The following is a 24705-nucleotide window of genomic DNA, read 5'->3' as shown; positions in this document are numbered from 1 at the left end:
AATTATTTGGAAATGATTGTGCTTTCATAGGGAGAATGATAATAAAAACGTGAAAAAATTCCATAGATTACTAGAGTTAATAGAATTAGAATAATAAAATAGTATAGTGAAATTATTCTAATAATATAGGAACGGGGATGGATTGGGAAAGTGGGAGCGCCATTAAATGGAATTTTTATAGTATAAAGCTTTTTAGGCCAATATCGGATTATGGAAAAATTTATCTGAAAAATTGTGAAAAACAATCAGTTTTACTGGTAATATAGGAATGTAAAATATACCAAACCTTTTAAGACGGAAGTCAGGATATCATTACGGTTAAAATTGATTATTTCAATTGGCTCAATGATAATAATTAGATAAAATGGAGGTTTTAATTTGAGTCAACTTTATAAATTAGATTTCGAATCACCAATTGGAATGATCGAGATAGTAGGAACAGCTGAGGGGATTTGTTCAATCCTGTTCTCTGAACGAGAGCAAATAGAAAATAAGTTGCATAACGAAACTCCCCAGGTATTAGTGGATTGTTTTGAACAAATGGATCAATATTTTAAAGGGTTACGTCAAGAATTTACATTCCCCTATATTTTTGAGGGGACAAACTTTCAACAAACAGTGTGGGACGCTTTAACAAGAATCCCCTACGCTGAAACGGGCTCCTACAAGGATATTGCTGTTTCAATTGGAAACGAAAAGGCCGTTAGAGCAGTCGGAAGTGCAAATGGCAAAAACAAGTTAAGTATCGTGATTCCTTGCCACCGAGTTATCGGTTCAAATGGGAAATTAACCGGCTATGCTGGTGGTATGTGGAGAAAGGAATGGCTGCTTAAGCATGAAAGATCTATAAAAAACGCTTGAGGAAAAGTTATTAATAAGGAGAACAGTGACTGTGAACTGTTCTCCTTTGAAGTATTTAAATTGGTGCGGACCCCTACTTGCTTCAAATAAACATAACCATGACTTGTAGCGAAGATTGGTTCATTTCTTGCTTTTAATAGGTTAATATCCCCGACAATCGCCTGTCTGCTGACGTCTGTTTTGGCAGCTAATTCACTTCCAGTAATGGGAGTCACGGTTTCTTTCAGCATTTATAAAAGCAAAAATCTTCTTTCTTCCCCGATTAACTTTTTCTGACCTGTCATGGAAACACTCCTATTTATTAATCAAATATAAAATCCATCGCTTCCTTTTGGGCCATAGATTCAATGTCTTGAAAAAGTAAAGCTACAAACATTCCTTTGCCTTAATCCATACTTTTTGTGCGAAAAATCTTGTTTTTAGTTTAAATCTATGTAAATATAGATGTCAAGACAGATGTCAACCTTTGGAGGTATACACTATGAAAAAGAGTGACGTTCTAATTATTGGCAGTGGAGTTGCGGCCTTGCAACTGTCCATTTTGCTTAGGCATGATAAGAATGTGAGAATCCTCACAAAATCACATATAAAGAATGCAAATTCTTATTTGGCGCAAGGTGGAATTGCTGCTGCTATCGGAATTCAAGACGACCCCTCGAAGCATTTCGCTGATACGTTTGAGGCGGGAAGATTTCATAATAATGAGGATACCGTTCGTGAAATAGTAAACGAAGCCCCCAAACTGATTGGTGATCTTGCTAAACAAGGTAATATTTTTGACAAAGATCAACTTGGAAATTTGCAGCTTGGATTGGAAGGGGCTCACAGTGAAAAAAGAATTGTTCATAGCGGCGGCGATGCAACAGGAAAAAATGTAATAGAATACTTGATTAGTAAACTTCCTGAAAATAGTAAAGTCGAAGAGAATGTCTTTGTTTACGAATTAATCATGGACCATCAGCAAAAACGGTGTATTGGCGCCAAAGCGAAAACTGAAGATGGCACCATCCGTTATTTTTATGGAGATTATGTGATTCTTGCGACAGGCGGCTGCGGCCAATTATATCCCTATACCTCAAATGCACCTACTGTAACTGGTGATGGGATTGCCATGGCCTATTTGGCCGGTGCTGAAATTGCCGATATGGAGTTTATTCAATTTCATCCAACACTTTTGTATATAAATGGGGAAACAAAGGGCTTAATTTCTGAAGCGGTTCGAGGGGAAGGGGCCACTTTAGTGACGGAAGATGGAACACCGATTATGGAAGGTGTCCATCCTTTAAAGGACCTCGCCCCAAGACACATTGTTTCTCAGACCATATTTAATTATATCGAAAAAGGCCATGAAGTATTTCTGGATATTAGAAGCATTAATGACTTTGAAACGAGATTCCCATCCGTTACAGCGATTTGCCAGAATAATAAGGTGAATTTGTCAGAAGGGAGAATCCCGGTTGTTCCTGGCAGTCATTTTTTAATGGGCGGGATAAAAACGGATGTAATGGGGCGTACGTCCATAAATGGACTATTTGCCATTGGAGAAGCCGCATGTACAGGTCTTCATGGTGCGAATCGCCTGGCCAGCAATTCCTTATTAGAAGGGCTTTATCAAGGGAAAAGACTTTCCCAATGGATTAATTCACAACAGATAAAAAATCTCATTCCTGATTTTCCTGAACTTGTTCCTTTCCTTCCAGAAAAAAGTGTCTTTCTTCCGGATGTGCAGGTTTTAAAGGAGCAGATGATGAAAAGGGTCGGGATTGTCCGTTCCAAAGAGCTCTTGGAGGAACAACAAAATTGGCTCGAGCAGCTGGATGTAAGCGAGTTAACGGAATTTGACGCTTATTCGACGGAAGACCTTACCGCAATTTTTATGTACGTCAATGCAACCCTGATTACGGGGTCTGCCTTAACCCGGACAGAAAGCCGCGGCGGTCATTTTAGAAGTGATTTTCCAGATGAAAATGATGAAAACTGGTTGAGGAAAATAATCATTCAAAAACACAAAGGGGAAGTGGCAATCAATCATGAATACGTTGAAACTGCGCTCGCTAATTGAGCAATTTTTTATTGAGGACATTGGAGAACAGGATGTCACTACCGATTTAATCTTTTCAAACCAGACTAAAGGGCAAATCGTCTTTATAGCAAAAGAAGATGGAGTCTTTTGCGGGGAAGAAATAATTAAGACGGGCTTTCACTTGTTGAATTCGCAAATTGACATCGAATTATTTGTCAAAGATGGTGACAGATTCGAAATTGGGCAGCGATTAGCTGTGGTATCAGGCGAGGTTTCCTCTCTTTTAAAAGGAGAAAGGGTCATCCTTAATCTTGTTCAGCGCATGAGCGGCATTGCCAGCTTAACAAAAAAAGCAGTAGAGACGCTGAATAGCTCTTCTACAAGGATTTGCGATACAAGAAAGACAACACCAGGACTTCGAATGCTCGAAAAATACGCGGTTCGATGTGGCGGCGGCTATAATCACCGTTATGGTCTTTATGATGGAGTCATGATAAAAGACAATCATATCTCTTTTGCTGGCTCTATTAAACGCGCGGTCAAGTTGGTCCGTGAGAAAACGGGACATATGGTTAAAATCGAAGTGGAGACAGAGACAAAAGAACAAGTAATCGAAGCGGTCGAAGCAGGCGTGGATGTAATTATGTTTGATAACCGGACTCCGGATGAAATAAAGGAACTTATAAAATTGGTGCCTGACACCATTATTACGGAAGCATCAGGCGGAATTCAATTAAACAATCTGGCTGATTATCGCGATTCGGGCGTTCATTATATTTCGCTTGGCTTTTTAACTCATTCATACAAAGCACTTGATATTAGCGTCAAGGTCTTACTTGGGGAGGAACAATAATATGACAGTTACTGAAATGCAAAGCCGCATAATAGAGGAAATTCAAGAATGGAAGAAAAAGCGTAATGCCATTCTGCTCGCTCACAATTATCAACTTCCAGAAATTCAGGATATTGCAGATGTGCTGGGTGATTCCCTTGCACTTGCCCGTGCAGCGGTAAACACTACTAAGGATGTCATCGTATTCTGCGGCGTTCACTTTATGGCGGAAACGGCTGCAATGTTGAATCCAGAGAAAACTGTGCTTCTTCCAGACTTGGAAGCAGGCTGCTCCTTAGCTGATTCCATCACAGCAGACCAGCTTCGTGAATGGAAAGCTGAGCATCCCGGGGCAGTAGTCGTTGCTTATGTCAATACAACTGCTGAAGTAAAGGCGGAAAGCGATTATTGCTGCACCTCTTCGAACGCAGTGGATATTGTCCGTTCCATTCCGGATGATAAAGAGATCCTTTTCTTACCGGATATGTTCCTAGGTTCTTTCGTGAAGCGGGAAACAGGCCGCGAAAACATGCATATTTGGATGGGGGAATGCCACGTTCACGCAGGGATTGCCCCGCATCAGGTAGAAGAAGTGCTTACAGAGCATCCGGAAGCCGAACTGCTTGTCCATCCGGAATGCGGCTGCTCAACTTCCAGCATGTATTTAATGTCTGAAGGCGTACTGCCAAAGGATAAAACTCATATTCTATCAACGGGTAATATGCTAAAACATTCTAAAGATTCACAGGCAGATGAATTCATCGTCGCAACAGAAGTAGGGATTATTCATCAAATGGAAAAACAAAATCCAGAAAAACGATTCGTCGCAGCCAATCCCGAAGCCATTTGTCCATTTATGAAAATGATTACACTTGAAAAAGTTTTAGCTGCTTTAAAAGAAAACAAACATGTGATTACAGTTCCTGCCGATACAGCCGAACGTGCAAAGCTTTCAATTGAACGAATGGTATCCATTGGTTAACTATATTGAATATTGGTGCCTGTCCCCCGATGCAGTAATGCTTTAAAACACTGGGGACAGGCCCTTTTTTCTTGGATACTCCTTTGGTCTTTTGGTCTTTCTGTTCAACATTCCGTCAAAACATTTCAAACAAACTGTGAACTTACTACTATACCCATGTTGTTTAACAAAGAAAGGGATTATAGTGTAATCATAAAGAACAAACAAATTTCGAAAGGCGGAATGAACTCATGTTTAATAAATTTTTAAGAGAAAATAAAATTGCAGCGGCTATCTTAACTGTCTTACGTTTATACCTTGGCTATTCTTGGGTAACAGCTGGTTACGGAAAATTATCAAGTGGCGGCTTCGATGCGGCTGGATTTTTAAAAGGAGCCATCGCGAACCCAGTAAAAGGCCCAGATGGTACCGTCGTATTTGGTTGGTATGTTGACTTCTTAAAACACTTTGCCTTACCAAACGTTGATGTGTTTAACGTGATTGTACCTTGGGGCGAAACATTAATCGGTTTAGGATTAATCTTAGGCTGCTTAACAACTACTGCTATGTTCTTTGGATTAGTCATGAACTTTAGCTTCTTCCTTGCAGGAACAGTCTCTCATAACCCAAGAGACATTTTTCTAGGCTTCATTATCTTAACAGCTGGTTACAACGCTGGAAGAATTGGTTTAGACCGCTGGGTCGTTCCTTTCATCACAAAAATGAGCAAAAAAGGTACTGGTGAAGACAAAGCAAAAGCGAGTGCATAAATAAACTTTCAACTAAAAGGCGATTCGGACTTTCAACTTCCGAATCGTCTTTTTATTCTCGTCAAGAGGACAATATTTTTCCCATCAACACTCGGAAGCCTGTGAAGTGTCCAAGAAGGTGGACCAGGCAGAAAAAAGGTATAAAAAACAGCTTGATAGAATATTGGTGCCTGTCCCCCGATGCCATAATGCTTTAACACACTGGGGGAGAGGCATCTTTTTTTAGACACCTTTTTTTCTGACGGGCTTGTCCATATATGAATACTATGCCAATATATAAGAATATCAAGAATTCCCTAATAAAATTCCAATTCGCTATCTTAATCGGCGTAAATTTCGATATTCAGGAATATACAGGGATAAATGGAGGAAACAACGATATGTCTAATTTGCCAAATTGTCCTAAATGTAATTCAGAATACACGTATGAGGATGGAAGTTTTTTTGTTTGCCCAGAATGTGCCCATGAGTGGGCTTTGGAATTAGAAACTGAAAATAATGAAGACCAAAAGATATTCAAAGATGCAAATGGAAATGTTTTAACCGATGGGGATTCTGTGACAGTAATCAAGGACTTGAAAGTAAAAGGAAGTTCATCAGTTTTAAAAGTAGGTACGAAAGTTAAAAATATCCGTTTAGTTGCTGGGGACCACAATATTGATTGCAAAATTGAAGGTTTTGGCGCAATGAAATTAAAATCTGAATTTGTTAAAAAGGTTTAAATAAAATCATAATATTGGTGCCTGTCCCCCGATGTGTGGTAATGCTTTAACACACTAGGGGACATGCATCCTTTTCCGTTAATGTAAAATCCACCAATCAGCGTAGGTATAATGAATAATAATTATTACTTTCCCCTAGCGAACAGTGACAGCCACGATTCGCTTTTGTATGGTGTTTATTCTGTTTCTTCTCCAGAAGGCCGAGTCGTTTGGGTTGGCAGGGTATTCCAGAAGCTTGTATTAGCTTTCTCAATTGAACCATCGGCGATTGCTCTCGTTGTTGCATCAAGGGTGGTGATCGTTTGCTTAATTAAATAACCATTGCTTTTTTGTCCGAGCACGTAAGATTCATAGTTGTGATCAGACATGCCCCTCATTTCAAAAAGAAGTGTTGAAATATCGTATTGAACTGCGGCTCCATTGCGGCCAATGGTTTCCTCTGAACCGCCATTGTATTTTCCGATATTTCCCCATCCCTTTGCGTTAACAGCATTGAACACGACCGCTCCTAATCTTTTCGACCGTTCTAGGACTGCCGGCTTAACATTCCGATTTGTTGGATAAAGGATGGAACCTGATACATATTTCCCATCTATTTCACTTTGAGTTCCTTGATGATGGAGATCAATCATATAATCAATTTTGTACTTTTTTAACACATTATTATGCAAGGCTTTGGTCTCTGGGTGTATTTTGGCAACATGGTCACGGTTTAAATCGGCACCAACAGCATTATAGCGAGTCAAATGCCTGCCGCCGTCAGCGACATAGTCATCAAGGGAAAAGTTGACATCTCCCATAGCTCCATCAGCATTTAACATTGGTACAATCAGGATGTTTACGTTCTCAAGAACTCCCTTCATTTTATTCGTTCCTAAGTGTTTAATAAATTCTAAAGCACCTTCTGTCGTCAGCTGTTCATTTCCATGTTGCTGGGTTAAAAAGAGAATAGTCGGATTACTAGGGTTTGACATATATTTCGCGAGGAAAATGTCACGGCCTTTAACAGTTTGACCAATGACTTCTAGTTTCATAGCGCTTTGTTTAGCATCTTGGGTTTTTAGAAAATCAACTAGTCCAGTGTATGTATGTAGAATAGAAGTCTGAATCGACTCATTTCCGCCATAGTTTGGCCCTTCTCCAACTGCACCAGCAGAAACGGGAACGCTTAAAATTCCGCCAATTGCCATTAAACTAGATAAAGATAATGCTAGGACTTTCTTTTTCATTTTTAAAACCTCCAATTGATATAATTATTGAAAATTAAAAATATTCGATACGCGAAGAATATTACATATAAAATGGCAGCTTGTACATAGTGATTAATTACTGAATTTTTAATCCAACAAATTACCTACTGAGGTGGATTTTGGAAATAAATATAGCCTGCCCCCCTAGATCGAAGACATTAAGATAGTCTTGTCTTTCGATAATCTGACGGTGTAAGACCAAACGTTTTTTTAAACGTCTTACTGAAATCTTTAAATGTACGCCTCAAAGTAGGCATCAGATACTCCAATAAAATTAGCTACATCCTGAAGTGATTGAATTTCATAGGGAGGTTAAAGGGATAATGGTAGAAACTGTGGCGAACAGTGACAGGCACTTTTCTCATTGTCAAAGTGAGAAATGGTGTGTTAAATGCTGTCCTATTTACTATGTTAATCATGGTGAACGTAAAGGAGGCTTGTGATTTTATGTTAAAATATATAAGTAGTTGAAGAATTTCTGAAACTTTACACGTAAAGATATCTGGCTATATGGCGGAGCAGGTCTTATTACAATTTTACTTGTTGATGAGTTTAGATTATCTGTTCACCCAGTTATTTTAGGAAATGGAAAACCTTTATTTATTGACATAAGGCAAAGGGTAAATCTAAAGCTTGTGGATTCAAGAACATTTTCCTCTGGTGTTATTCAACTATGCTATCATCTTAATGAGTAGTAATAAAATTTACAAATAACCTTGCACAACAAATGGGCGCTTTAGAATAACAATACAATATGAACAGCACATAAATATGCTTGATTCAATAAATGCGTATTTAAGTGCTGTTCATAGTGCTATTTTGTGTGCTATCTTTCTGTGTTTTTGTAACCTATTTGAACTGTGAATTTACATACCATTCATTGGACTTATCCACGGATGGTGTCAGGCGCCATCCATTATTATTTTCTCCACATCGACACGCCCTGAAAAGAAGGTGGCGCCTCCGCCCATATCTGCGACTCGATCGGGAGTTAGGATGTTAATTGGCGTATCTGCCCAGAGGCCTTGAGTGACAACTACCCCGGGTAAAACATTTTCGCCAACGGAGACTTTCAGTTCGCAGGCTCCACGATGATTCCAAATTCGAACCCGTTCTCCATCCTCAATCCCTGCTTTCAGAGCATCCATCCTATTCATATGCAAGCGGGGTTCTTTTTCCAAAGTGATGTGTTTTTCATTATTGGAAAAAGTTGAATTTAAAAAGTTGTGATTGGGTCCTGCTACAAATAAAAAAGGAAAGTCTCCATCGTTTACTATGGGGATGTAGGTTGGGAGGGCAGGGTAGCCATCCTCTTCCATTTTCATTGAAAGTAATTCAATTTTCCCGCTTGGAGTTGGTAGTTGATCAAGAAAAAGCCCTTTCCTATTGGATTTCATATACTGCTGTTTCACCAATGAAACAAAACGAATCCCTTCAAGGTAGGGGTTAGTTGAATGGTGTAGGGCATCGGCCATCATTTTTTCTTCTGTCTCCTCGAAACTAGGGTTGTCAAAGCCCATCTCTTTCGCAAGTAAACGGAATACTTCCACATTTGATTTCGATTCTCCATAGTGGTCAATAACAGGCTGTTGAATTTGGATATAGTGATGCCAATACGAAGTGTAAAAATCTGTATTTTCAAATGCAGAGGTGGCTGGAAGCACAATGTCCGCAAATTTAGCTGTTTCTGTTAAAAATAATTCGTGGACGACAAGAAATAAATCCTCACGAGCTAAACCTTCTCTCACCTTTTTGCTATTAGGTGCAACGATTGCAGGGTTACTCTCATAAACGAACATCGATTTTACTGGCGGTGTTAATTCCAGTAATGCTTGGCCAAGCAGGTTCATGTTAATCACGCGTGTTTGTTTATCACGGAGCAGGTCAGGACGTTGCAAGATGTCTGTATGATGGGCCAAAAAGGCTGTATTTGACTTAATCGCTCCGCCTCCTTTCACAAGCCATTGACCTGTAAGTGCCGGCAGGCAGGAAATGGTTCGAATGCACATGCCGCCGTTATCGTGATGCTGGGGTCCATTCCCGATTCGAATAAACGAAGGGGCGATGGTTCCATACATACGGGCAAGATTAACGATATCTGCCACTGGTATGCCTGTAATACCAGAAACGGAGACAGGATCATACTGAACAACATGCTGCCTTAGTTCCTCATGTCCGACTGTATATTTTTTTAAAAAGGAAGGATCGACCAGATTCTCTGCAAATAAAATATGCATGATACCAAGAGCGAGAGCACCATCTGTACCGGGAAGAATCGGTATAAACCAGTCAGCTAACCGCCCCGTTTGATTTTTATGGACGTCAATCACAATGATTTTCGCTCCGTTTTTACGGGCTTTCTGGGCAAGGGCGACTTGGTGCATATTCGTACTTACGGCATTAATTCCCCAAAAGATAATCAGTTTTGAGTGAATCGTATCTTCTGGGTCTGTTCCCAGGCTGCCGCCCATTGTATATTTATATCCTTTTGACCCGGCAGCTGTACAGATAGTACGATCTAATTGTGAGGCGCCAAGCTGGTAAAAAAAGCGGCGATCCAGCCCTTCAGCGTTCAATTTTCCCATATTGCCATAAAAACTATAGGGAAGAATACTTTCGGGGCCATCTGTTCGGATCATCTCTTTCCACTTGGAGGTGATTGTTTTTATCGCTTCTTCCCAACTGATTCTCTCAAATTTTCCTTCGCCTTTTAATCCGATTCGTTTCATCGGATATTTTATTCGCTTTTCATCATAAATCCGTTCCGCCATATGACGAACCTTATTGCAAATATTCCCTTTGGTGACAGGATGGTTCGGATCACCTTGTATCTTTATGATTTTTCCATCCTCCTTATGAACAAGCAAACCGCATTGATCAGGGCAATCGAGTGAACATACAGATGGAAATACTCCGTTTTGTTGCTTTACAAAAGAATTCATATGGTAATCTCCTTTATCTCTGGATGAAAGGTTGGAAAAGGTTTTGAGTGATGTTGAAATGAATCATTTAAAATTGACTTTACTACTTTCAATATTTAATATAATAAAGTAATTCCAAAAATCATTCAATTCATAAAATTTATTATTGACTTTACCAATTGGAATTATTAGAATTATGTTAATCAATACGAAGATAGTGAATACTAAAAACTATATAATCATTTTTCTATCAAGAGAGGTGGAGGGACTGGCCCTATGATACCTCGGCAACAGATTTTACTGTGCCAATTCCAGCAGGCAAAAAGCCTGAAAGATAGGAAGGTAAGCAACGTTCTTCTTTATTAGAATTTATTGCCTCTTTCCGTATCTTGGAAAGGGGCTTTTTATTTTTATCTCTTTACTGCCAAAGACGAAATTCATGATGAAAAGGAGATGGATGAAGTGAAAATATTAATAACGGCTCCATATAATCAAAAAGCCCGCGATCAGCTTGAGGATCAAATTGGAGAAGTAGTCTATCATTCTTGGAAAGATAACGGGCAAACTTATTCAACCGCTGAATTGGTTCAACTATTAAAGGAAACAGAAGCAGAGGGGCTTATCACTGAACTTGACCAAGTAACAGAAGATGTGTTGAAAGAAGTGCCTTCTCTACGGTTTATAGGGGTTTGCCGGGGAACACCATCAAATGTAGATGTAAACGCAGCAACCGAAAGAGGGATTCCGGTCTTTTATACACCGGCACGCAATGCACAGGCTGTTGCTGAAATGTTCGTGGCTAACTTAATTACGTTTTTAAGAAATACGATTCCGGCTGTAACGTGGACAAAAGAAGGAAAATGGAATGGCGATCCTCTTACATCGTACCTCCACTTTAAGGGAAATGAACTAGCTGGAAAGACAATTGGAATGGTAGGCTTTGGTGCAGTAGGACAACGAATAGCCGGGTTGGTTCAAGGATTCCCATGCAACATCCAGTTTTATGACCCATATGTTCAAAATGAACATCCTGACTATAAGCAAACCACTTTAGAAGAAATCTTTACAACGAGTGACATTGTTTCGATTCACTTGCCAGTCACTGAACAGACAAAAGGCATGATTAACCATAACTTGATCGCTTTGATGAAAGGAGATTCGATTCTTGTTAATACGGCAAGAGCGGTTGTGGTTGAACGTGAAGCCTTAAGATCAGCTTTAAAAGAAAATAAAATCCGCGGAGCCATATTGGATGTGTTTTATCATGAGCCGCCTGATGAAATCGATTGGGAGATGATGAATTTGCCCAATGTGCTGGCTACCCCCCATATTGCAGGTGCGACGTTTGAAGTAGAGGACCACCATGCTGCGATTATGAATGAGGCGATTATGAAATGGACCGCAAACCCAAACGTTCCTATTAAATCATTATTTAATAAAAGCATTTTACATGTTAAATCGTAAGGAGGATTCCCTATGCCGTTACAAAAAGGATATTTGGTGTTTGACGTTGGCACTGGCAACGCAAGGGTAGCAATTGTTGGAACGAATGGTCAAGTATTAGCAATCGAGAGAGAAGATATCACGTATGAAGTGGAATCCCTCTATCCTGACAGTCATTATTTTTCCCCCCAGAAATTATGGGTGCAGCTCTTAAGGATTTCAAAGAAGGTATTGAACAAGACTGATGATGTTGAATTATTGGCAATCACCTCTACGAGTCAAAGACAGGGGATAGTGTTATTTGATAAGAATGGAGATTCCTTGATTGGACTCCCGAATTTGGATAACCGAGGACGTGAATGGGAACAGGAAATTTCCCATCCGGAAACGATTTATCAAAAAACTGGGCGGCTGCCGAATGCCTTATTCTCAGGATTGAAATTATTCGCGGTGAAAAACAAACAGCCATTGCTATGGGAAAAGGTTGCTGCGTTTACAAGTATTAGTGATTGGATTACTTATCAGTTGACCGGGAAAATGGTGTACGAACCGTCCCAGGCAGCAGAAACATTGCTTTACGATGTACATAAAAATGAGTGGTCTGAAGAGCTTTGCCAGCAGTTTAGAATTTCACCACAGTTGCTTCCAACCATCACTTGGTCCGGAACGGTACTTGGTTTCCCTTCTGATTTAATGGCAAATGATTTACAGCTATCCACTGAACTTCCTGTTATTGTCGGCGGCGCTGACACACAGGTAGCTGTTAAGGGCACTCGGGCTTCCGTTGATGACCTTGTCATTGTATCCGGAACGACGACACCGATTGTGCAAGTCGTGAACGAAACAGTTCAAGATAGCGTGGAATACAAAACATGGTTAAATTCTCATATTGAAAACGGAAGGTGGACAGTGGAAACCAATCCGGGAATAACCGGATTAAATTATCAACGATTAAAAACGATTTTTTATCCAAATGAAAGCTATGACGTGATGGAGAAGGAGATTGCGCAAGCTGGAGAAGCTGTAATTGTTGCTTCACTAGGCTCCTATATGACTCATGAAAAGAATGGTTTAGTAAAAGGCGGCTTTATCTTTAATGCGCCTGTCCCACCGGAATTAAGCCGAGCCCATTTTATCTGGTCTGCCCTTCGAGAAATCGCTTTTACTATTAAGTGGCATTTTGATGCATTAGCAAATATCACCCGAACAAAGCGGGAATATGTTTGGGCTTGCGGCGGAGGTTTTCAAAGTCCTTCTTTCGCTCAATTTCTCGCCGACTTGCTGCAAAAGGACATTCGAATTTCAGAAGGATTCATGCATGCATCGATTGCAGGTGCAGCAGCGATTTGTAATGAAGCCCTAGAAATAAACATAGGGCAGAGTGTTTCTGCCGCTATTATTAAGCCATCGAAAGAAACAAACGCAGCGGCGCTATATGAGGAATGGAAGGAAGCCCAGCAGTTCTATGCGAATATCACCCATTCTTACAAAAATAAAAAAGAACCGCTATTGAATCATAGTTGAACATTCGCCCATCCTTCATTTATCAGCGAATCAGCGTCCATCTTTTTGAAAAAGCCATATAAAAAATTCAAATGAAAAGGGGAAAGCATATGTTATCACGGAAAGCATTAAAGAAGATTATTTCGCTGCCACTCCTGCTAAGTATTTTACTACTTTCAGCGTGTACGATTGGAGGTCCGGCAAAAAATACGGATGCAGGCGAAAGTAATAAAGCAACGGCAGCCTCTTCGAATGGCAAAGGAACAGGTGTTGTTGGGATTGATGGCCAGCCTGTTCCGTCTCTTAAAGGGAAAAAAATTGGGGTTGCCGCGATTGGAACCGACCATAACTTTGATCGCCAGGCCTATCAAGGACAAATCGATCGGATTAAGGAATTAGGTGGTACTCCGATTGCTGTTGACGGGGAACGCAACGACCAAAAGCATATTGCAGATATCGAAAATTTAATTTCACAGAAGCCCGATGCGATTATCAAAATGCTAGGGGATACAAAGGTTTTTACACCGGTCCTTAAAAAGGTCTCAGATGCCAAAATCCCTCTTTTTACTGTTGACCATCCAAGTGAATACAGTATCGCCAATCATATGTCAGATAACTATCTAATCGGTGAAGCCTTGGCTCGGAAAATCTTTGAAGATATGGACGGGGAAGGTAAGATTGCGGTATTTAACGGATTCTATGGTACAAGAGTATGTGCGATTCGCTACGATATGTTGAAATATGTAGCAAAGGACTATCCGAAAATTGAATTTATTGAGCCGGAATTACAAGATGTGATTCCTGGTACAGTTGAAGACGCACGTAAAAAGACGCAGGATTTACTAACTAAATATCCGAAAAAGGGAGATTTAAAAGCCATTTGGGCTGCATGGGACAGCCCAAGCATCGGTGCTGCACTTGCTGTCGATGCTGCTGGCCGCTCCGATATTAAAGTATATGGTGTTGACGGTGACCCCGCTGCAATTGACATGGTTGAAGACCCTAACAGCTCTTTCGCTGCTGATATGGCCCAAGTCCCTTACGCTATTGGTCAAGCCGCTGCTGATTCCGCCGCTCGCTATTTAGCCGGCGAAAAGGTCCCTAGCTCTGTCTATGTAGATCCTGTTCTGGTTACAAAAGATAACGCAAAAGAGAAGAAGAAGATTTTATTTACGAAATAGAGATCTGATAAGGGATAGAGACTTCTCTATCCCTCCTATCATTTTTTACAGATGAGGTGAATATCCACAAATGAGTGAAAAGTATATGTTAGAAATGGTAAACATTAATAAGAGCTTTCCAGGTGTTAGGGCCTTGCAGGATGTCACATTCCAACTCCGTGATGGGGAGATTCATGGCTTGATTGGAGAAAATGGCGCCGGAAAATCTACATTAATGAAAATTCTTGCGGGTATCTATCACCATGATCATGGTGAGATTAGGTTTCAAGGGTCTAAACAAGGCCGCTGGACAGCAAGGGTGATTGAGAGGTTAGGAATTCAGTTTATTCATCAAGAAAGGCATGTCGTTCCCTACTTGACGGTAGCAGAATCCTTATTTTTAGGAATCGAACCTACTTACTCACCGTTAAAATTGATTAACCGGAGGAATTTGGAAAAGCAGGCTTCAAAGGTGCTTCAAGAAAAAGTAGGGTTAGTTGTAGAAGGAAATAAACTAGTTGGGGAGCTTACGGTTGGGGAGCAGCAGTTAGTGCAAATCTGCAGAGCGTTGCTTCAAAATCCGAAGGTGATTGTATTTGATGAGCCAACAGCTGTTCTGGCGAAGCGCGAGGCAAATCGCTTGTTTGAGATTATTCGAGAATTACAGAAAAATAAAATTGCTATTATCTATATTTCCCACTATTTTGGTGAAATTATCGATATATGTGATCGGATTACTGTACTTCGGAACGGTCAAAAGGTAGATACGGTTGGGATTGAGGGATTGACGATTGAAGATATGGTGCAAATGACAGTTGGACGCGAAATCGTTGATCAATTTTCTGAAAAGAATCAAAGTACAGACGAAGTTTTACTAGAAGTAAAAGATTTAACTCATAAAACCGACTTTCGCCATGTAGATTTTTCCGTTCGAAAAGGAGAGATTGTGGGAATTACCGGTTTGATGGGATCTGGCCATACAAGTCTAGGGATGTCCATCTATGACCATTACGGCGTTGTTAATGGAGTTGTTCAGTTGGAGGGCAAACCGCTTGGGCGATTAAAACCTGAAGGAGCGATAGCAAAAGGGATCGGATATGTACCGGAGGATCGACGTAATTTAGGAATCGTCCAGGATTTATCTGTTCGGGAAAATATCACTCTGGCTAGTTTGAAAAGGGTGAGCAGAGGGAGTGTCATCAACCAAAAGGCTGAGAAGCAAAAAGTAGCTTCATTAATTGAGAGGTTAGCCATCCGCACGCCAAACCAAGAAGAACCTGTCAACTTCCTTAGTGGCGGGAATCAACAAAAAGTTGTGATCTCTAAATGGTTAAGCAGCGGTGCGAAGCTCTATATCCTAAATCAGCCAACAGCGGCAGTAGATGTGGGTGCGAAAGCGGAAATTTACTCCCTCATTCATGAGCTCGCTAAAGAAGGGGCGGGAATTTTATTAATTTCACAGGATTTGCAGGAATTGGTTGGTCTCAGTAACCGGATTTTGGTCATGTTTCGTGGCGAGATTATCGATGAGCTGGAAGGAAGCAATGTAACAACAGATCAAGTGTTGGTAAGCATGATGGGAGGGGAACAAAATGGAACAGACGACAAAATCAGTTAACACGAAGGCGATTGATTTCCGGTACCTCCTGAAATATAGCGGCTATTTTGCCTTTTTCATTGTTGCATTATTTTTTGCTATCCAATCCTCCACATTTCTAACGCCAAAAAATATTATCAATCTTTTAGTTCAATCAAGTCCCTTAGGAATTGTTGCCTGTGGAATGGCCTCGGTCCTGATTGGGGGAGGAAATCATGTGATCAGGGGGGGAATTGATTTATCACTTGGGAATAACCTCGCACTGAACGTTGCGGTGACTGCTGTTTTAATCAATGGCGGCTCCTCTTTTATAGCGGCCTTTGGAATTGCCTTTCTCTGCAGTGTGTTAATCGGCATCATTAACGCTTTTGCCATTGTAAAATTAAAAATCATTCCTTTGCTCGGGACACTTTCGATGATGTATTTGCTACAAGGCATCATCCTGCTTGTTTCAAATAATAAAGTGGTTAGTGTTAATGATCCCATCCTCATTTTTATTGCGAATAACGCTTTTATCGGGTTACCGATACCGATATGGATATTCACTTTTGTAGGCCTTATCTTTTATGTGGTTCATCATCAGTCGGTTTTTGGTAATTGGGTTTACGCCGTAGGAGGAAACCCATTAGCTGCTAGAACAGCTGGCATCAATGTCAGCAAAGCATTGACTTTAACGTATGTGATGGCTGCAATCACGGCGGCGATTGCAAGTATACTAGTGACAGCACGTTTATCAGGAAGTGTACCAGGAGTAGGCGATATTATGTTATTAGATATCATGCTAGCTGGTTTGATGAGTGCCATATTTAGCCGCTTATCTGTGCCGAACATTCCAGGAGCGATTCTTAGCGCTATTTTTGTTGGAATGTTATCAAATGGGTTTACGTTAATCAATGTGCCTACCTATTGGGTCTATGCTATTAAAGGTGCCTTAATATTGGCGGCTGTTTCAATCACGACGGCACAGCAAAGGAGAATGATACGTAATGTCTAAGCCTATAATGAAAACAACCGTCCAGACTGGGAATTGGGTAAAAAACGGCGTGGATGTAACGCGTTATACGACTGTCATTGCTTTAATAGGGGTCACCATCCTCTTTTCGCTTATTTCACCATCCTTTTTTACGGCAACTAATATAGCGAATATATTCAGTCAATCGGCCATCCTTGCTTTGGTTGCGATTGGATTGTGTTTTGTTGTGGCCAGCGGCGGCATCGATCTTTCCGTGGCCGTCTCCTTTGACTTAGGTGCAATGACTGCTATTATGGCACTGCAAGCGGGAATGGGGTGGATACCGGCGATTCTCCTCGGTCTATTGGCAGGTGCCATCATTGGATTATTTAATGGATTTTTTGTCGTGAAATTGAATATTACTCCTTTTCTTGTTACGCTAGCCACTTTATTTATCGGCGAAAGCGTCCAGAAGATTTTTACAAAGGGTGGGGAGCCTATCTTTCTAACAGGAATGGACGAGATGTATAAATTTCTGGGCCGTGGCAGTGCTCTCCTCATTTATACGGCAGATGGAGGGAGAATTGATTTTAAGTTTTCGATTATTCTTGCGGTTGTTTTAGCCGCTGTCGCTTATTTTATTCTAACTCGGACTATTTTCGGTCGTCAGCTATTTGCTTTAGGTTCTCAAAAGGAGGCCTCCTATCTTTCGGGTGTACCTGTAAAAAGATACACGGTCTATGCATTCGTATTAAGCGGCGTTATTTGTGCTTTTGCAGGAATGGTTGGTTCCTCTGTGTTAGCGGCGTACACCCCATTAAGCGGCCGTTATTATTTGATGGATGCCATTGGTGCTGTTTTCATTGGGAGCACCCTTAATCGCCAAGGGCAAGCAAACATTTCCGGAACTTTGATTGGCGTTCTATTCTTTGGGGTTTTAGCAAATGGATTAAATTTGGTGGGAATTAATTTTTACTGGCAGTCTGTTGCGCGCGGGCTACTAATCTTCCTCATACTTGGGCTGAATTCTTATATTTCACAGAAGAGTTAGGGATTTTGGAAGGGACAGGCCAATATCATCAAGACAAGTTTCAAAATATTAGCAAAAGCCAAAGCCCATACGCCTCTAGGGGTATTCGATGGGAGATTATAATAAACTGACTTTGATACTAACTAAAATAAGGCATTAGGATGCTAGGGGGTGATTTCCTCTTTTCACAGACCCCTGCCATCCCATATAGGTAAATAGCATTTATATACTGTTCCTGATTCAACAAAAGCAGAATATATAGCAAAAATAGGTGATAGGATGAAATACAAATCTGCCACCGATATCATCCATCCGATTCTTTTTTTAAAAACTCCCATCAGTAATAGAGGGAGTTTTCCTAATCACATTTGGTTTGTGAATTAATTCACTTAAGTTAATAATGCAATTGTTGTGGTTTAAGGATTAAAAAGAGAAGGAGAGCTATGTGAGGTAAGAAAAATGGCTTCACCAAGGCGAACAGTGACTGTCACTGTTCGCCGTGTAAAGGAGATGAGGAATCAAAATAGATGCCTGACCCTCTATGTATTAAATCTTTAACACACTGGGGGACAGGCACCATTTTTCTTAAATTTCACGCTGGTTAAAGTATGACCTTTTATGACCGTGCTCGATAAGCCATGCTGTCAGCCGATTTATCGTTAATCCATATATAGACTGCTATTCATACGTTCCCCTTTTTCCGTAAAGCTTCCCCTTTTACCACCATATCAAAATTGAATTAGCTCTAAGTGGAGCTTAGGTTAATTACATACAATTACTTCTCGAATAAATAATCCCTTTTTAGCAACAGCTCGGTCAATAATCGAAAAACCTGCTTTTATTAGGATTTCATCGACGGGTTCAACGGTCACCACGACCACTTTGTCAGCGAACCTACGCGCGCTCTGGAGCATTTCCAGCTGTTCTTCTGGGGTGATTACCGAACACAAGTTATAAGGCAAATCAATTATGGCCACATCATAATGATTGGTAATATCGCGAATATCTGCTAAGTTTATTTCCCCAGTAAGACCAAAGTGTGCCATGTTTTCTCGTGCTCCAGGGAGAATTAGCTGATTTCGGTCGCTTCCGACCATATCAATTCCCATTGACCGGGCTTCAACTAGGACGGTCCCAATTCCACAGCAAGGGTCGATTGCTTTAATTCCGGTTGGATTGGGGATGGCGATATTCACCACTGCTCTAGCAACACGTGTGCTGAGCGCAGTGGAGTATCCATTTGGCTTCTTTTGATGTCGATACCAAACCGCCTCACTTTTCACATGCTCACCGAATACCCATCTTCCATTAACATGCATAACGCCAAACAATCGATCCGGGTGACGAAGGTCTGCTATTCCGTTGACATGTAAACCAATCTCTCGTTCAATGGCACGTCGTTTCTCGAACCCTTCGTTTTCATTTTTAGTCTGACCAATATTTTTTACATAAGTTACTTTAAACGTTTCTCCGCTTAGCTGTAAAGCCTCTACCTGCTGATAAAGATCGGCCAGGCTTTTTGCTTCATATATCACACTAATTCTATCTTTAATAAAAGGGCTTCGACTCGGATCAATTTTTATAAAGCTTTCCAAGACATTAGATTGATAGACCTCACCGAATAATGAGCGCATTTCCAAAGCACACAAAGAGCGTTCATCCTCAGAGCAGGCATAAGTATATATATAGGTCGTTCCATTTTGTGGAGTACTATCCAATACATTATCAAACATTAATTTTTCTATTTCATCTTCACCTCAAGTGTTATCTAAAAACATTAATATAATTAAAACGATTATTTCTTTGCTTTACTTATTGATTTATTATACCAGGAAATGAGGGATTATTTGAAATTACCTATAATGGGGCGCCTGACACCCTATTATTAGACAACAATCTCGATTGGCGTCTTTCTTCAAAAAATGATGCCTGATCCTCAGAGCAATTACCTTCTATGTTTTTCAAGTACCTTTTTCCTTTTCCATTCTTAGATTGGGGAAGTGCATGATTCCGCTTAAATACTATCCTATTAAATCATTTTGTAAGATTGGAAAGTTGCAATATCGGTGCCTGACTCCCGTTACGTTAAAGCTTTAATAAGCTGGGGGTCAGGTACCGATTTTTTGAATGATAAACGCGCCTTAGATTTACAACTCGAAATGTAAGGTAAAATGAGCATCAAAAGGCGCCGCAATTGCGGTGCCTTTTGTATTTTGGCCATAAGAATAGCTCAATCAAAAATGATTGAGCTATTCTATACCTTAATCTAGAGGTGGATATTTTAATTTTTTCCTTTCCAAATTACTAAGTCCACTGCCACCCCATTGTTGTGCCTTTATATGTTCGGCTCCTTCGTAGTACGCTTGAAAAAAGACTTTTTTATCTCTATAAGAATATAAATAGTAAATATCGCGCTTTTCCCCTTCCACATAAGTAGCTAGAAAATAGCCCCCCATAGTGTAATCTCTTTGAAAAGCAGTATATTTTAATTGATTTTCTTTTATTCCTTGTCTAGCGATATAGTCATATATAGACTTTTTCGCATTTTCTTTGGTATAAAACATAAAACTTGCCACTAAAATTATTGGTATTAGGACAACCGCAGCTAAAATCGCATATCTTTTCTTCATAAAAATCCGCCTTTTAAAATTAACTTATTACTTAGTTTAGTGTAATTTTACACTAATCCTATTAAGATAACAAGAATATTTTTTCTAGTTTGTAGGGACAAATTAAAATTTATAACCTTCGTATTAGAGATTACTTAGGCTTGATTTTCAAATGAACCAACTCCTATTTGCTGGTAAATGTATGTCACCCAATTTGAATAGTAATATGTATATAATATTGCTGATATATACCAGTAGTATATATCAGCAAATTCAACTACAAATTGACATACAAATTAACATATAAATCGGGGGTAAAATGCCTTTATACCAACAAAAAATGCCTATCAAGTTAGCCCTCAATTCGATAGACATTTTATATTACATTTTCTTTGTTTGCGATAGGGAACGGAACCCGTTAAGCTACGACTCCTTGTTTTGCTCAAGCCCTTGTTGAACAAAAAGCTTTCTTTTCGTGTATGATCAATCCCGTGGTTATTTGCTCTTTCAAAATCTCCAAAAGGTGAACCCTTTATCAATTATCAGTGCTTTTCTCAGTTAAACACTCTTCTTCCGGCTTGATGTTAACCTGTTTCCACTCTTCATTGACTACTTTCCGAAATTGAGCAATTTCTACATCAGTTCCATTCGTCAATGTAACAAAAATAAAACAATAATCCGCTCCATCTGTACCATGAAAATAAATATTTTTAAAGTATCCATTTTTCACAGTTGGGTACATTTGTTTTATCAATTTGCACCAACTTCCATATTTTACTTCTACGACATCTTCCCCGTCATGGTCCCAACCATGATATGGTGCACATAAAAAATCCTCTTCAACCTTACTCAGTTCTGAAATTCGAAAACCTTCTATTTCATGAATAAGCTGAATAAATCCGTATGAATAACCAAAATACTCAGCTCGCTTACCTTTAAACCCCTCAATCGTTTCAATTTCATAAAAAAACTTTATTCCTCTTTTTCCATCAGGTACTCGACAAAGCTTTATTAAACTCGTGTGCCCTATTCCTGCAAACGTATTAAAATATTCATCATAGCTTAATTTAATTTGATACTCTTTAGACAAAAAATTATATGCAATAGGAAATGGAGTACGTGCCTGACCAACCGTACCGCAACTCCTCCCTCCCATATTTTCAGCTTCACGCAGGACGCTAAAATAGTTAAGAAGAGTATCTTCGGGGGTTCTGGTCAATTCAGGAGGTAATTTGATTTGGTCATGAGTCTTTTCAGAAAACAGTGAAAAGAACTCCCAATTGTCAAATCTTAAATTTAAAGCTTTCAAGCAAGATGGACGAAAATATTTTTGATGATATGAATGTATGTCCATCCGGTTCCGTTTTTGCATAATCATCACCCTGATTTCAGTTTATGGGTGATTGAAGGATATGTGAAAGACCTGTATTTCCTGTATGATTAAAATGTTTGGGCAAATAAGGAAATTATTAATTGCTTAAAAGAACTTCCGAAGGATATAATGCAACAGCTAATCAAGAATAATAAGGACTTGCATACACGCTTAAAAGAGTTGAAAGTAGAACACGGCCTTGAAAAAAACAATGCTCTAAAGGCCTTGTATCATTCAGAAGTTGCTGACGGGGGAAAATACCAGTTAGCCAATCAAGCGCTTGACCAGCCTATAAAGTAGGCCCATTTTCGGCATTTGAAATATAGGGAAGGTGCGATTGTTTAGCTTTAAACATTGTACCTTCCCTATTTAGATAGTGTCGCTTAAAAACTAAAGGACCGACTAGGCTATGCTCATTAAAAGCATAGGAGCCTAGCTTTTATTTTATTCGGCTCCAAGGGGACTGTATTCATGGTTCCCACGATCACAAGAATCTTCCCCATGATCATTGGAGGCAGGAACCTTTGCAGCCAATTTCCGATAGAAAATCGCAAGCAGCATTGATGGGATGGTACAAATGATCATCCCGATAAAGGCGTATCTTGGCTCGATTTCATATAAATATCCCCCGAAGAACGTGAACACCGCTGTACTCCAACTTAGTGCCAGTGCTGTATACATCCCTTGTGCATTCGGAATCTGTGCTTGTGGAATATGCTTGGTTAAGTACTTCATAAAGGCATAATGTCCCATCGCAAACGAGCAGGCATGCAAGGTTTGAGCGATACAGAAGACAATAATATTGGGAAAGAGAAATATGAGAATCCATCTTACTGTTGACCCCAATGCCGCAAGTGTCAGCAAGGATCCGACTGAAAATTTATGAAAGGTCCGGTCCGCGAGTAAGAAGAAAATGATTTCTGCCAGCACAGCAATGTTAAGAATCAAGCCAATTAAATATTTGGGTGCATGGATTTCTTGTAAAAAAATATAGCCATAGCTGTAATAGGATGCGTGTGCCGCTTGTAGTAAAATCACAATAACCAGCACTAAGCCAAAGTGTTTGATGCGAAATAATTCCAGCATCCCGTCTTTTTTCCTTTTAGTGGCTTGCGGTTTTTCCATTAAAATAACAGGGGCACGCATAAAACTAAGACACACGAATACCAATATGCCGAGCAACAACGCCCATAAAATCACTTCATCGCCAAGTGCTCCAGTAAAGACCGTTAACATCATCCCGGATATGACAAATCCAATGGACCCCCACGATCGGCTCTTCCCGTAATCTCGTAATTGTCTTTTTTGCACAAGGACGCCTGCTGCGCTATCCAATGCCGGCATCAAGCTAGGATAAAAGAAATTCAACAGTAAAGTGACAACTAATAAACTCGTATAAGAGTTCGCTGGAATACTGCACAGAAGGGATAGTAATGTGCCGATGGCCATCCCGTTTAGTAAGGTTCTGCTGCTAAATTTCCCCGATAAATAAGGAAAGACAAATAATGTAGAAAGGCCGCGAACAACCAGCCCTAGACTCATAATCAAACTTGCCTGTGAAACCGTCATTCCTTTTGTATGAATCATCCACCCTGTCCAATAGGGCAGAAAAACACCCCAGGTGATAAAAAAACTAAAAAATTGTCTGTTCATCCATCGTTGCGAATTCATTCTTACCCCTCCAATGTTTGCATCATACCATGGAGAAACGTACAATAATATGAGATATCTCATATTTAGGAGGAGATTAATGGAAATTTATAAAACAGAGAAAAGGCAGCGCTATTTGGAAGAATATTCGATTGGCTATTTATTCTCTTTTCCAATTGAGGAATTTTTAGAAGTGCATGAATATAAGCGTGAGGAATGGATTATTCAAGAGGGCATGCGTCCGGATTTCTTATTTTATGTCATAGAAGGGAAAGCGAAAATCTATGTGACGCACCAAAATGGAAAGGTTTCATTGATTAATTTTATCAAGGAGAAAGACTTTTTTGGAGAAATGGAATTATTAAATCCGATTTATTATACAAAAGGGATTCAAGCCACTACCAAGACTGTTTGCTTTGCCATTCCTTTTCATTTCTGCCGTGCCAAAATGCTTGAAGATACTGCCTTTCTCCGTGAACTTGCGAAGTTCTTAAGTGTAAAATCCACCCAAATGGCGGCAAAATATACACAAAGTCTCTCCTTCCCGCTGGAAAACCGGCTTGCGGAATTTATTTTGCAAACAGCAGATGGGGAGATCTATAAAGAGAAACACGTAACCGTTTGTGATTTTTTAGGCGTCTCTTACCGCCACCTATTATATGTGCTTGCACAATTTTGCGATAAAGGCTATTTGCAGAAGGAAGGACGTCACTATCGTATTCTACAGCACAACGAACTAGATGGACTTGCCAGGGTGTTGATGAATGAATGACTCCCTTTTTTTATTCATAGGTTTCTACTGGAAGTGAAAGCCCATATATATATAAGTAAAAGCTAACAGGGGTAGAAATCAGTGGACAAACAAAATAGTAAGTTTAGATGGGTTGTCTTTGCGTCTGTCATGTTTACTTACTTATTATCGTTTTATTTATTGGCTGCCGGAGGGGGACTATTAAATTGTTATAGAACCCTTTCCTTTTGGCTCAGTCCGATTTCAACTTTCAATTCACCGGAGGCAAAATAATTAAGAATTAAAATTTCCACTTGAC

Annotated in this window: 21 protein-coding genes, 2 pseudogenes and 1 riboswitch; of the genes and pseudogenes, 16 read left to right on the top strand and 7 right to left on the bottom strand. The window is 39.9% G+C overall.

The window, feature by feature from the left end:
• Window positions 1-378 precede the first annotated feature (378 nt).
• Entirely contained in the window at window positions 379-861 is a 483-nt protein-coding gene (locus BSO02S_RS20125; RefSeq protein WP_142303761.1) for a methylated-DNA--[protein]-cysteine S-methyltransferase, read from the top strand.
• Between the two features lie 83 nt (window positions 862-944).
• Here the strand turns inward: BSO02S_RS20125 and BSO02S_RS28100 are convergent.
• Window positions 945-1091 (bottom strand): annotated as a pseudogene (locus BSO02S_RS28100) (HTH domain-containing protein); the annotation flags it as partial.
• A 251-nt stretch (window positions 1092-1342) separates the two neighbouring features.
• Here BSO02S_RS28100 and nadB point away from each other — a divergent pair.
• From nadB to BSO02S_RS20100, 5 genes are all read left to right on the top strand, one after another.
• Window positions 1343-2923, top strand: a complete 1581-nt coding sequence (nadB, locus tag BSO02S_RS20120; RefSeq protein ID WP_066071755.1) for an L-aspartate oxidase — start codon at window positions 1343-1345, stop codon at window positions 2921-2923.
• Window positions 2892-3737: a carboxylating nicotinate-nucleotide diphosphorylase gene (gene nadC, locus BSO02S_RS20115; protein ID WP_066071751.1), complete on the top strand. Its 846-nt coding sequence runs from the start codon at window positions 2892-2894 to the stop codon at window positions 3735-3737. The genes nadB and nadC overlap by 32 nt, the downstream gene beginning before the upstream one ends.
• 1 nt (window position 3738) lies before the next feature.
• Window positions 3739-4698 carry a quinolinate synthase NadA gene (nadA, locus tag BSO02S_RS20110; RefSeq protein ID WP_066071748.1) on the top strand — a complete coding sequence of 320 codons (960 nt, stop codon included), beginning with the start codon at window positions 3739-3741 and terminating at the stop codon, window positions 4696-4698.
• Window positions 4699-4928: 230 nt separating this feature from the next.
• Window positions 4929-5447, top strand: coding sequence for a DoxX family membrane protein (locus tag BSO02S_RS20105; RefSeq protein WP_066071746.1), 519 nt, complete (start codon window positions 4929-4931; stop codon window positions 5445-5447).
• 380 nt (window positions 5448-5827) lie between these two features.
• Window positions 5828-6169 carry a zinc ribbon domain-containing protein YjdM gene (locus BSO02S_RS20100; RefSeq protein ID WP_066071743.1) on the top strand — a complete coding sequence of 114 codons (342 nt, stop codon included), beginning with the start codon at window positions 5828-5830 and terminating at the stop codon, window positions 6167-6169.
• A gap of 176 nt (window positions 6170-6345) precedes the next feature.
• Here the strand turns inward: BSO02S_RS20100 and BSO02S_RS20095 are convergent, their stop codons facing one another.
• Window positions 6346-7398 (bottom strand): M14 family zinc carboxypeptidase, encoded by a 1053-nt coding sequence (locus tag BSO02S_RS20095; protein ID WP_066071738.1) that lies wholly within the window; start codon window positions 7396-7398, stop codon window positions 6346-6348.
• A gap of 515 nt (window positions 7399-7913) precedes the next feature.
• Between BSO02S_RS20095 and BSO02S_RS26575 the strand changes: the two are divergent.
• Window positions 7914-8114, top strand: a pseudogene (locus tag BSO02S_RS26575) (dihydrofolate reductase family protein); the annotation flags it as partial.
• Window positions 8115-8321: 207 nt separating this feature from the next.
• Here the strand turns inward: BSO02S_RS26575 and BSO02S_RS20090 are convergent.
• Entirely contained in the window at window positions 8322-10361 is a 2040-nt protein-coding gene (locus tag BSO02S_RS20090) for a molybdopterin oxidoreductase family protein (protein WP_066071737.1), read from the bottom strand.
• A gap of 223 nt (window positions 10362-10584) precedes the next feature.
• Window positions 10585-10681, top strand: a riboswitch (SAM riboswitch).
• Window positions 10682-10802: 121 nt separating this feature from the next.
• Between BSO02S_RS20090 and BSO02S_RS20085 the strand changes: the two genes are divergently transcribed.
• The 6 genes from BSO02S_RS20085 (at window position 10803) to BSO02S_RS20060 (ending at window position 18046) form a co-directional block, all read left to right on the top strand.
• Window positions 10803-11804 carry a 2-hydroxyacid dehydrogenase gene (locus tag BSO02S_RS20085; protein ID WP_096190970.1) on the top strand — a complete coding sequence of 334 codons (1002 nt, stop codon included), beginning with the start codon at window positions 10803-10805 and terminating at the stop codon, window positions 11802-11804.
• Window positions 11805-11816: 12 nt separating this feature from the next.
• A complete protein-coding gene (locus BSO02S_RS20080) occupies window positions 11817-13307 on the top strand; it encodes an FGGY-family carbohydrate kinase (RefSeq protein WP_066071734.1) in 1491 nt (496 codons plus the stop codon).
• An 89-nt stretch (window positions 13308-13396) separates the two neighbouring features.
• A complete protein-coding gene (locus BSO02S_RS20075) occupies window positions 13397-14467 on the top strand; it encodes a sugar ABC transporter substrate-binding protein (RefSeq protein ID WP_066071730.1) in 1071 nt (356 codons plus the stop codon).
• Between the two features lie 70 nt (window positions 14468-14537).
• Window positions 14538-16064 (top strand): sugar ABC transporter ATP-binding protein, encoded by a 1527-nt coding sequence (locus BSO02S_RS20070; protein ID WP_066071728.1) that lies wholly within the window; start codon window positions 14538-14540, stop codon window positions 16062-16064.
• A complete protein-coding gene (locus BSO02S_RS20065; RefSeq protein WP_066071727.1) occupies window positions 16039-17037 on the top strand; it encodes an ABC transporter permease in 999 nt (332 codons plus the stop codon). The genes BSO02S_RS20070 and BSO02S_RS20065 overlap by 26 nt, the downstream gene beginning before the upstream one ends.
• Window positions 17030-18046: an ABC transporter permease gene (locus tag BSO02S_RS20060; protein ID WP_066071724.1), complete on the top strand. Its 1017-nt coding sequence runs from the start codon at window positions 17030-17032 to the stop codon at window positions 18044-18046. Before BSO02S_RS20065 ends, BSO02S_RS20060 begins: the two co-directional genes overlap by 8 nt.
• Before the next feature lie 740 nt (window positions 18047-18786).
• Here BSO02S_RS20060 and BSO02S_RS20055 read toward each other — a convergent pair.
• The 3 genes from BSO02S_RS20055 to BSO02S_RS20045 all read right to left on the bottom strand — a co-directional run bounded on the left by BSO02S_RS20055 (window position 18787) and on the right by BSO02S_RS20045 (window position 22006).
• Window positions 18787-19758: a TRM11 family SAM-dependent methyltransferase gene (locus BSO02S_RS20055; RefSeq protein ID WP_066071721.1), complete on the bottom strand. Its 972-nt coding sequence runs from the start codon at window positions 19756-19758 to the stop codon at window positions 18787-18789.
• A gap of 528 nt (window positions 19759-20286) precedes the next feature.
• Complete coding sequence (locus tag BSO02S_RS20050) at window positions 20287-20655, bottom strand: DUF3139 domain-containing protein (protein WP_066071718.1); 369 nt, start codon at window positions 20653-20655, stop codon at window positions 20287-20289.
• Between the two features lie 514 nt (window positions 20656-21169).
• Window positions 21170-22006, bottom strand: a complete 837-nt coding sequence (locus BSO02S_RS20045; protein WP_066071715.1) for a hypothetical protein — start codon at window positions 22004-22006, stop codon at window positions 21170-21172.
• Window positions 22007-22135: 129 nt separating this feature from the next.
• On the opposite strand from BSO02S_RS20045, the gene BSO02S_RS27600 reads away from it, so the two are divergent.
• Complete coding sequence (locus tag BSO02S_RS27600; RefSeq protein WP_096190907.1) at window positions 22136-22306, top strand: hypothetical protein; 171 nt, start codon at window positions 22136-22138, stop codon at window positions 22304-22306.
• A gap of 144 nt (window positions 22307-22450) precedes the next feature.
• On the opposite strand, the gene BSO02S_RS20040 is transcribed toward BSO02S_RS27600, so the two are convergent.
• On the bottom strand, window positions 22451-23677 hold the full coding sequence (locus BSO02S_RS20040) for an MFS transporter (RefSeq protein WP_084375112.1): 1227 nt from the start codon (window positions 23675-23677) through the stop codon (window positions 22451-22453).
• Between the two features lie 79 nt (window positions 23678-23756).
• Between BSO02S_RS20040 and yeiL the strand changes: the two genes are divergently transcribed.
• Together yeiL and BSO02S_RS27280 are read left to right on the top strand one after the other, a co-directional pair.
• Window positions 23757-24428, top strand: coding sequence for a transcriptional regulator YeiL (gene yeiL, locus BSO02S_RS20035; RefSeq protein ID WP_066071713.1), 672 nt, complete (start codon window positions 23757-23759; stop codon window positions 24426-24428).
• An 81-nt stretch (window positions 24429-24509) separates the two neighbouring features.
• Window positions 24510-24680, top strand: coding sequence for a hypothetical protein (locus BSO02S_RS27280; protein WP_157081489.1), 171 nt, complete (start codon window positions 24510-24512; stop codon window positions 24678-24680).
• Window positions 24681-24705: the final 25 nt, after the last annotated feature.

The sequence above is a fragment of the Neobacillus soli NBRC 102451 genome, from assembly GCF_001591665.1.
Classification (GTDB): Bacteria; Bacillota; Bacilli; order Bacillales; family Cytobacillaceae; genus Neobacillus; species Neobacillus soli.
Note: the sequence above shows the minus strand (reverse complement) of the source record. Positions and strands in the feature narration are given on the sequence as shown.

Coding starts and splice junctions, on each gene's coding strand:
- nadB (WP_066071755.1), top strand. CDS start 1,343: ATGAAAAAGAGTGACGTTCTAATTATTGGCAGTGGAGTTGCGGCCTTG.
- nadC (WP_066071751.1), top strand. CDS start 2,892: ATGAATACGTTGAAACTGCGCTCGCTAATTGAGCAATTTTTTATTGAG.
- nadA (WP_066071748.1), top strand. CDS start 3,739: ATGACAGTTACTGAAATGCAAAGCCGCATAATAGAGGAAATTCAAGAA.
- BSO02S_RS20105 (WP_066071746.1), top strand. CDS start 4,929: ATGTTTAATAAATTTTTAAGAGAAAATAAAATTGCAGCGGCTATCTTA.
- BSO02S_RS20100 (WP_066071743.1), top strand. CDS start 5,828: ATGTCTAATTTGCCAAATTGTCCTAAATGTAATTCAGAATACACGTAT.
- BSO02S_RS20095 (WP_066071738.1), bottom strand. CDS start 7,398: ATGAAAAAGAAAGTCCTAGCATTATCTTTATCTAGTTTAATGGCAATT.
- BSO02S_RS20090 (WP_066071737.1), bottom strand. CDS start 10,361: ATGAATTCTTTTGTAAAGCAACAAAACGGAGTATTTCCATCTGTATGT.
- BSO02S_RS20080 (WP_066071734.1), top strand. CDS start 11,817: ATGCCGTTACAAAAAGGATATTTGGTGTTTGACGTTGGCACTGGCAAC.
- BSO02S_RS20075 (WP_066071730.1), top strand. CDS start 13,397: ATGTTATCACGGAAAGCATTAAAGAAGATTATTTCGCTGCCACTCCTG.
- BSO02S_RS20070 (WP_066071728.1), top strand. CDS start 14,538: ATGAGTGAAAAGTATATGTTAGAAATGGTAAACATTAATAAGAGCTTT.
- BSO02S_RS20065 (WP_066071727.1), top strand. CDS start 16,039: ATGGAACAGACGACAAAATCAGTTAACACGAAGGCGATTGATTTCCGG.
- BSO02S_RS20060 (WP_066071724.1), top strand. CDS start 17,030: ATGTCTAAGCCTATAATGAAAACAACCGTCCAGACTGGGAATTGGGTA.
- BSO02S_RS20055 (WP_066071721.1), bottom strand. CDS start 19,758: ATGTTTGATAATGTATTGGATAGTACTCCACAAAATGGAACGACCTAT.
- BSO02S_RS20050 (WP_066071718.1), bottom strand. CDS start 20,655: ATGAAGAAAAGATATGCGATTTTAGCTGCGGTTGTCCTAATACCAATA.
- BSO02S_RS20045 (WP_066071715.1), bottom strand. CDS start 22,006: ATGCAAAAACGGAACCGGATGGACATACATTCATATCATCAAAAATAT.
- BSO02S_RS27600 (WP_096190907.1), top strand. CDS start 22,136: ATGCAACAGCTAATCAAGAATAATAAGGACTTGCATACACGCTTAAAA.
- BSO02S_RS20040 (WP_084375112.1), bottom strand. CDS start 23,677: ATGAATTCGCAACGATGGATGAACAGACAATTTTTTAGTTTTTTTATC.
- yeiL (WP_066071713.1), top strand. CDS start 23,757: ATGGAAATTTATAAAACAGAGAAAAGGCAGCGCTATTTGGAAGAATAT.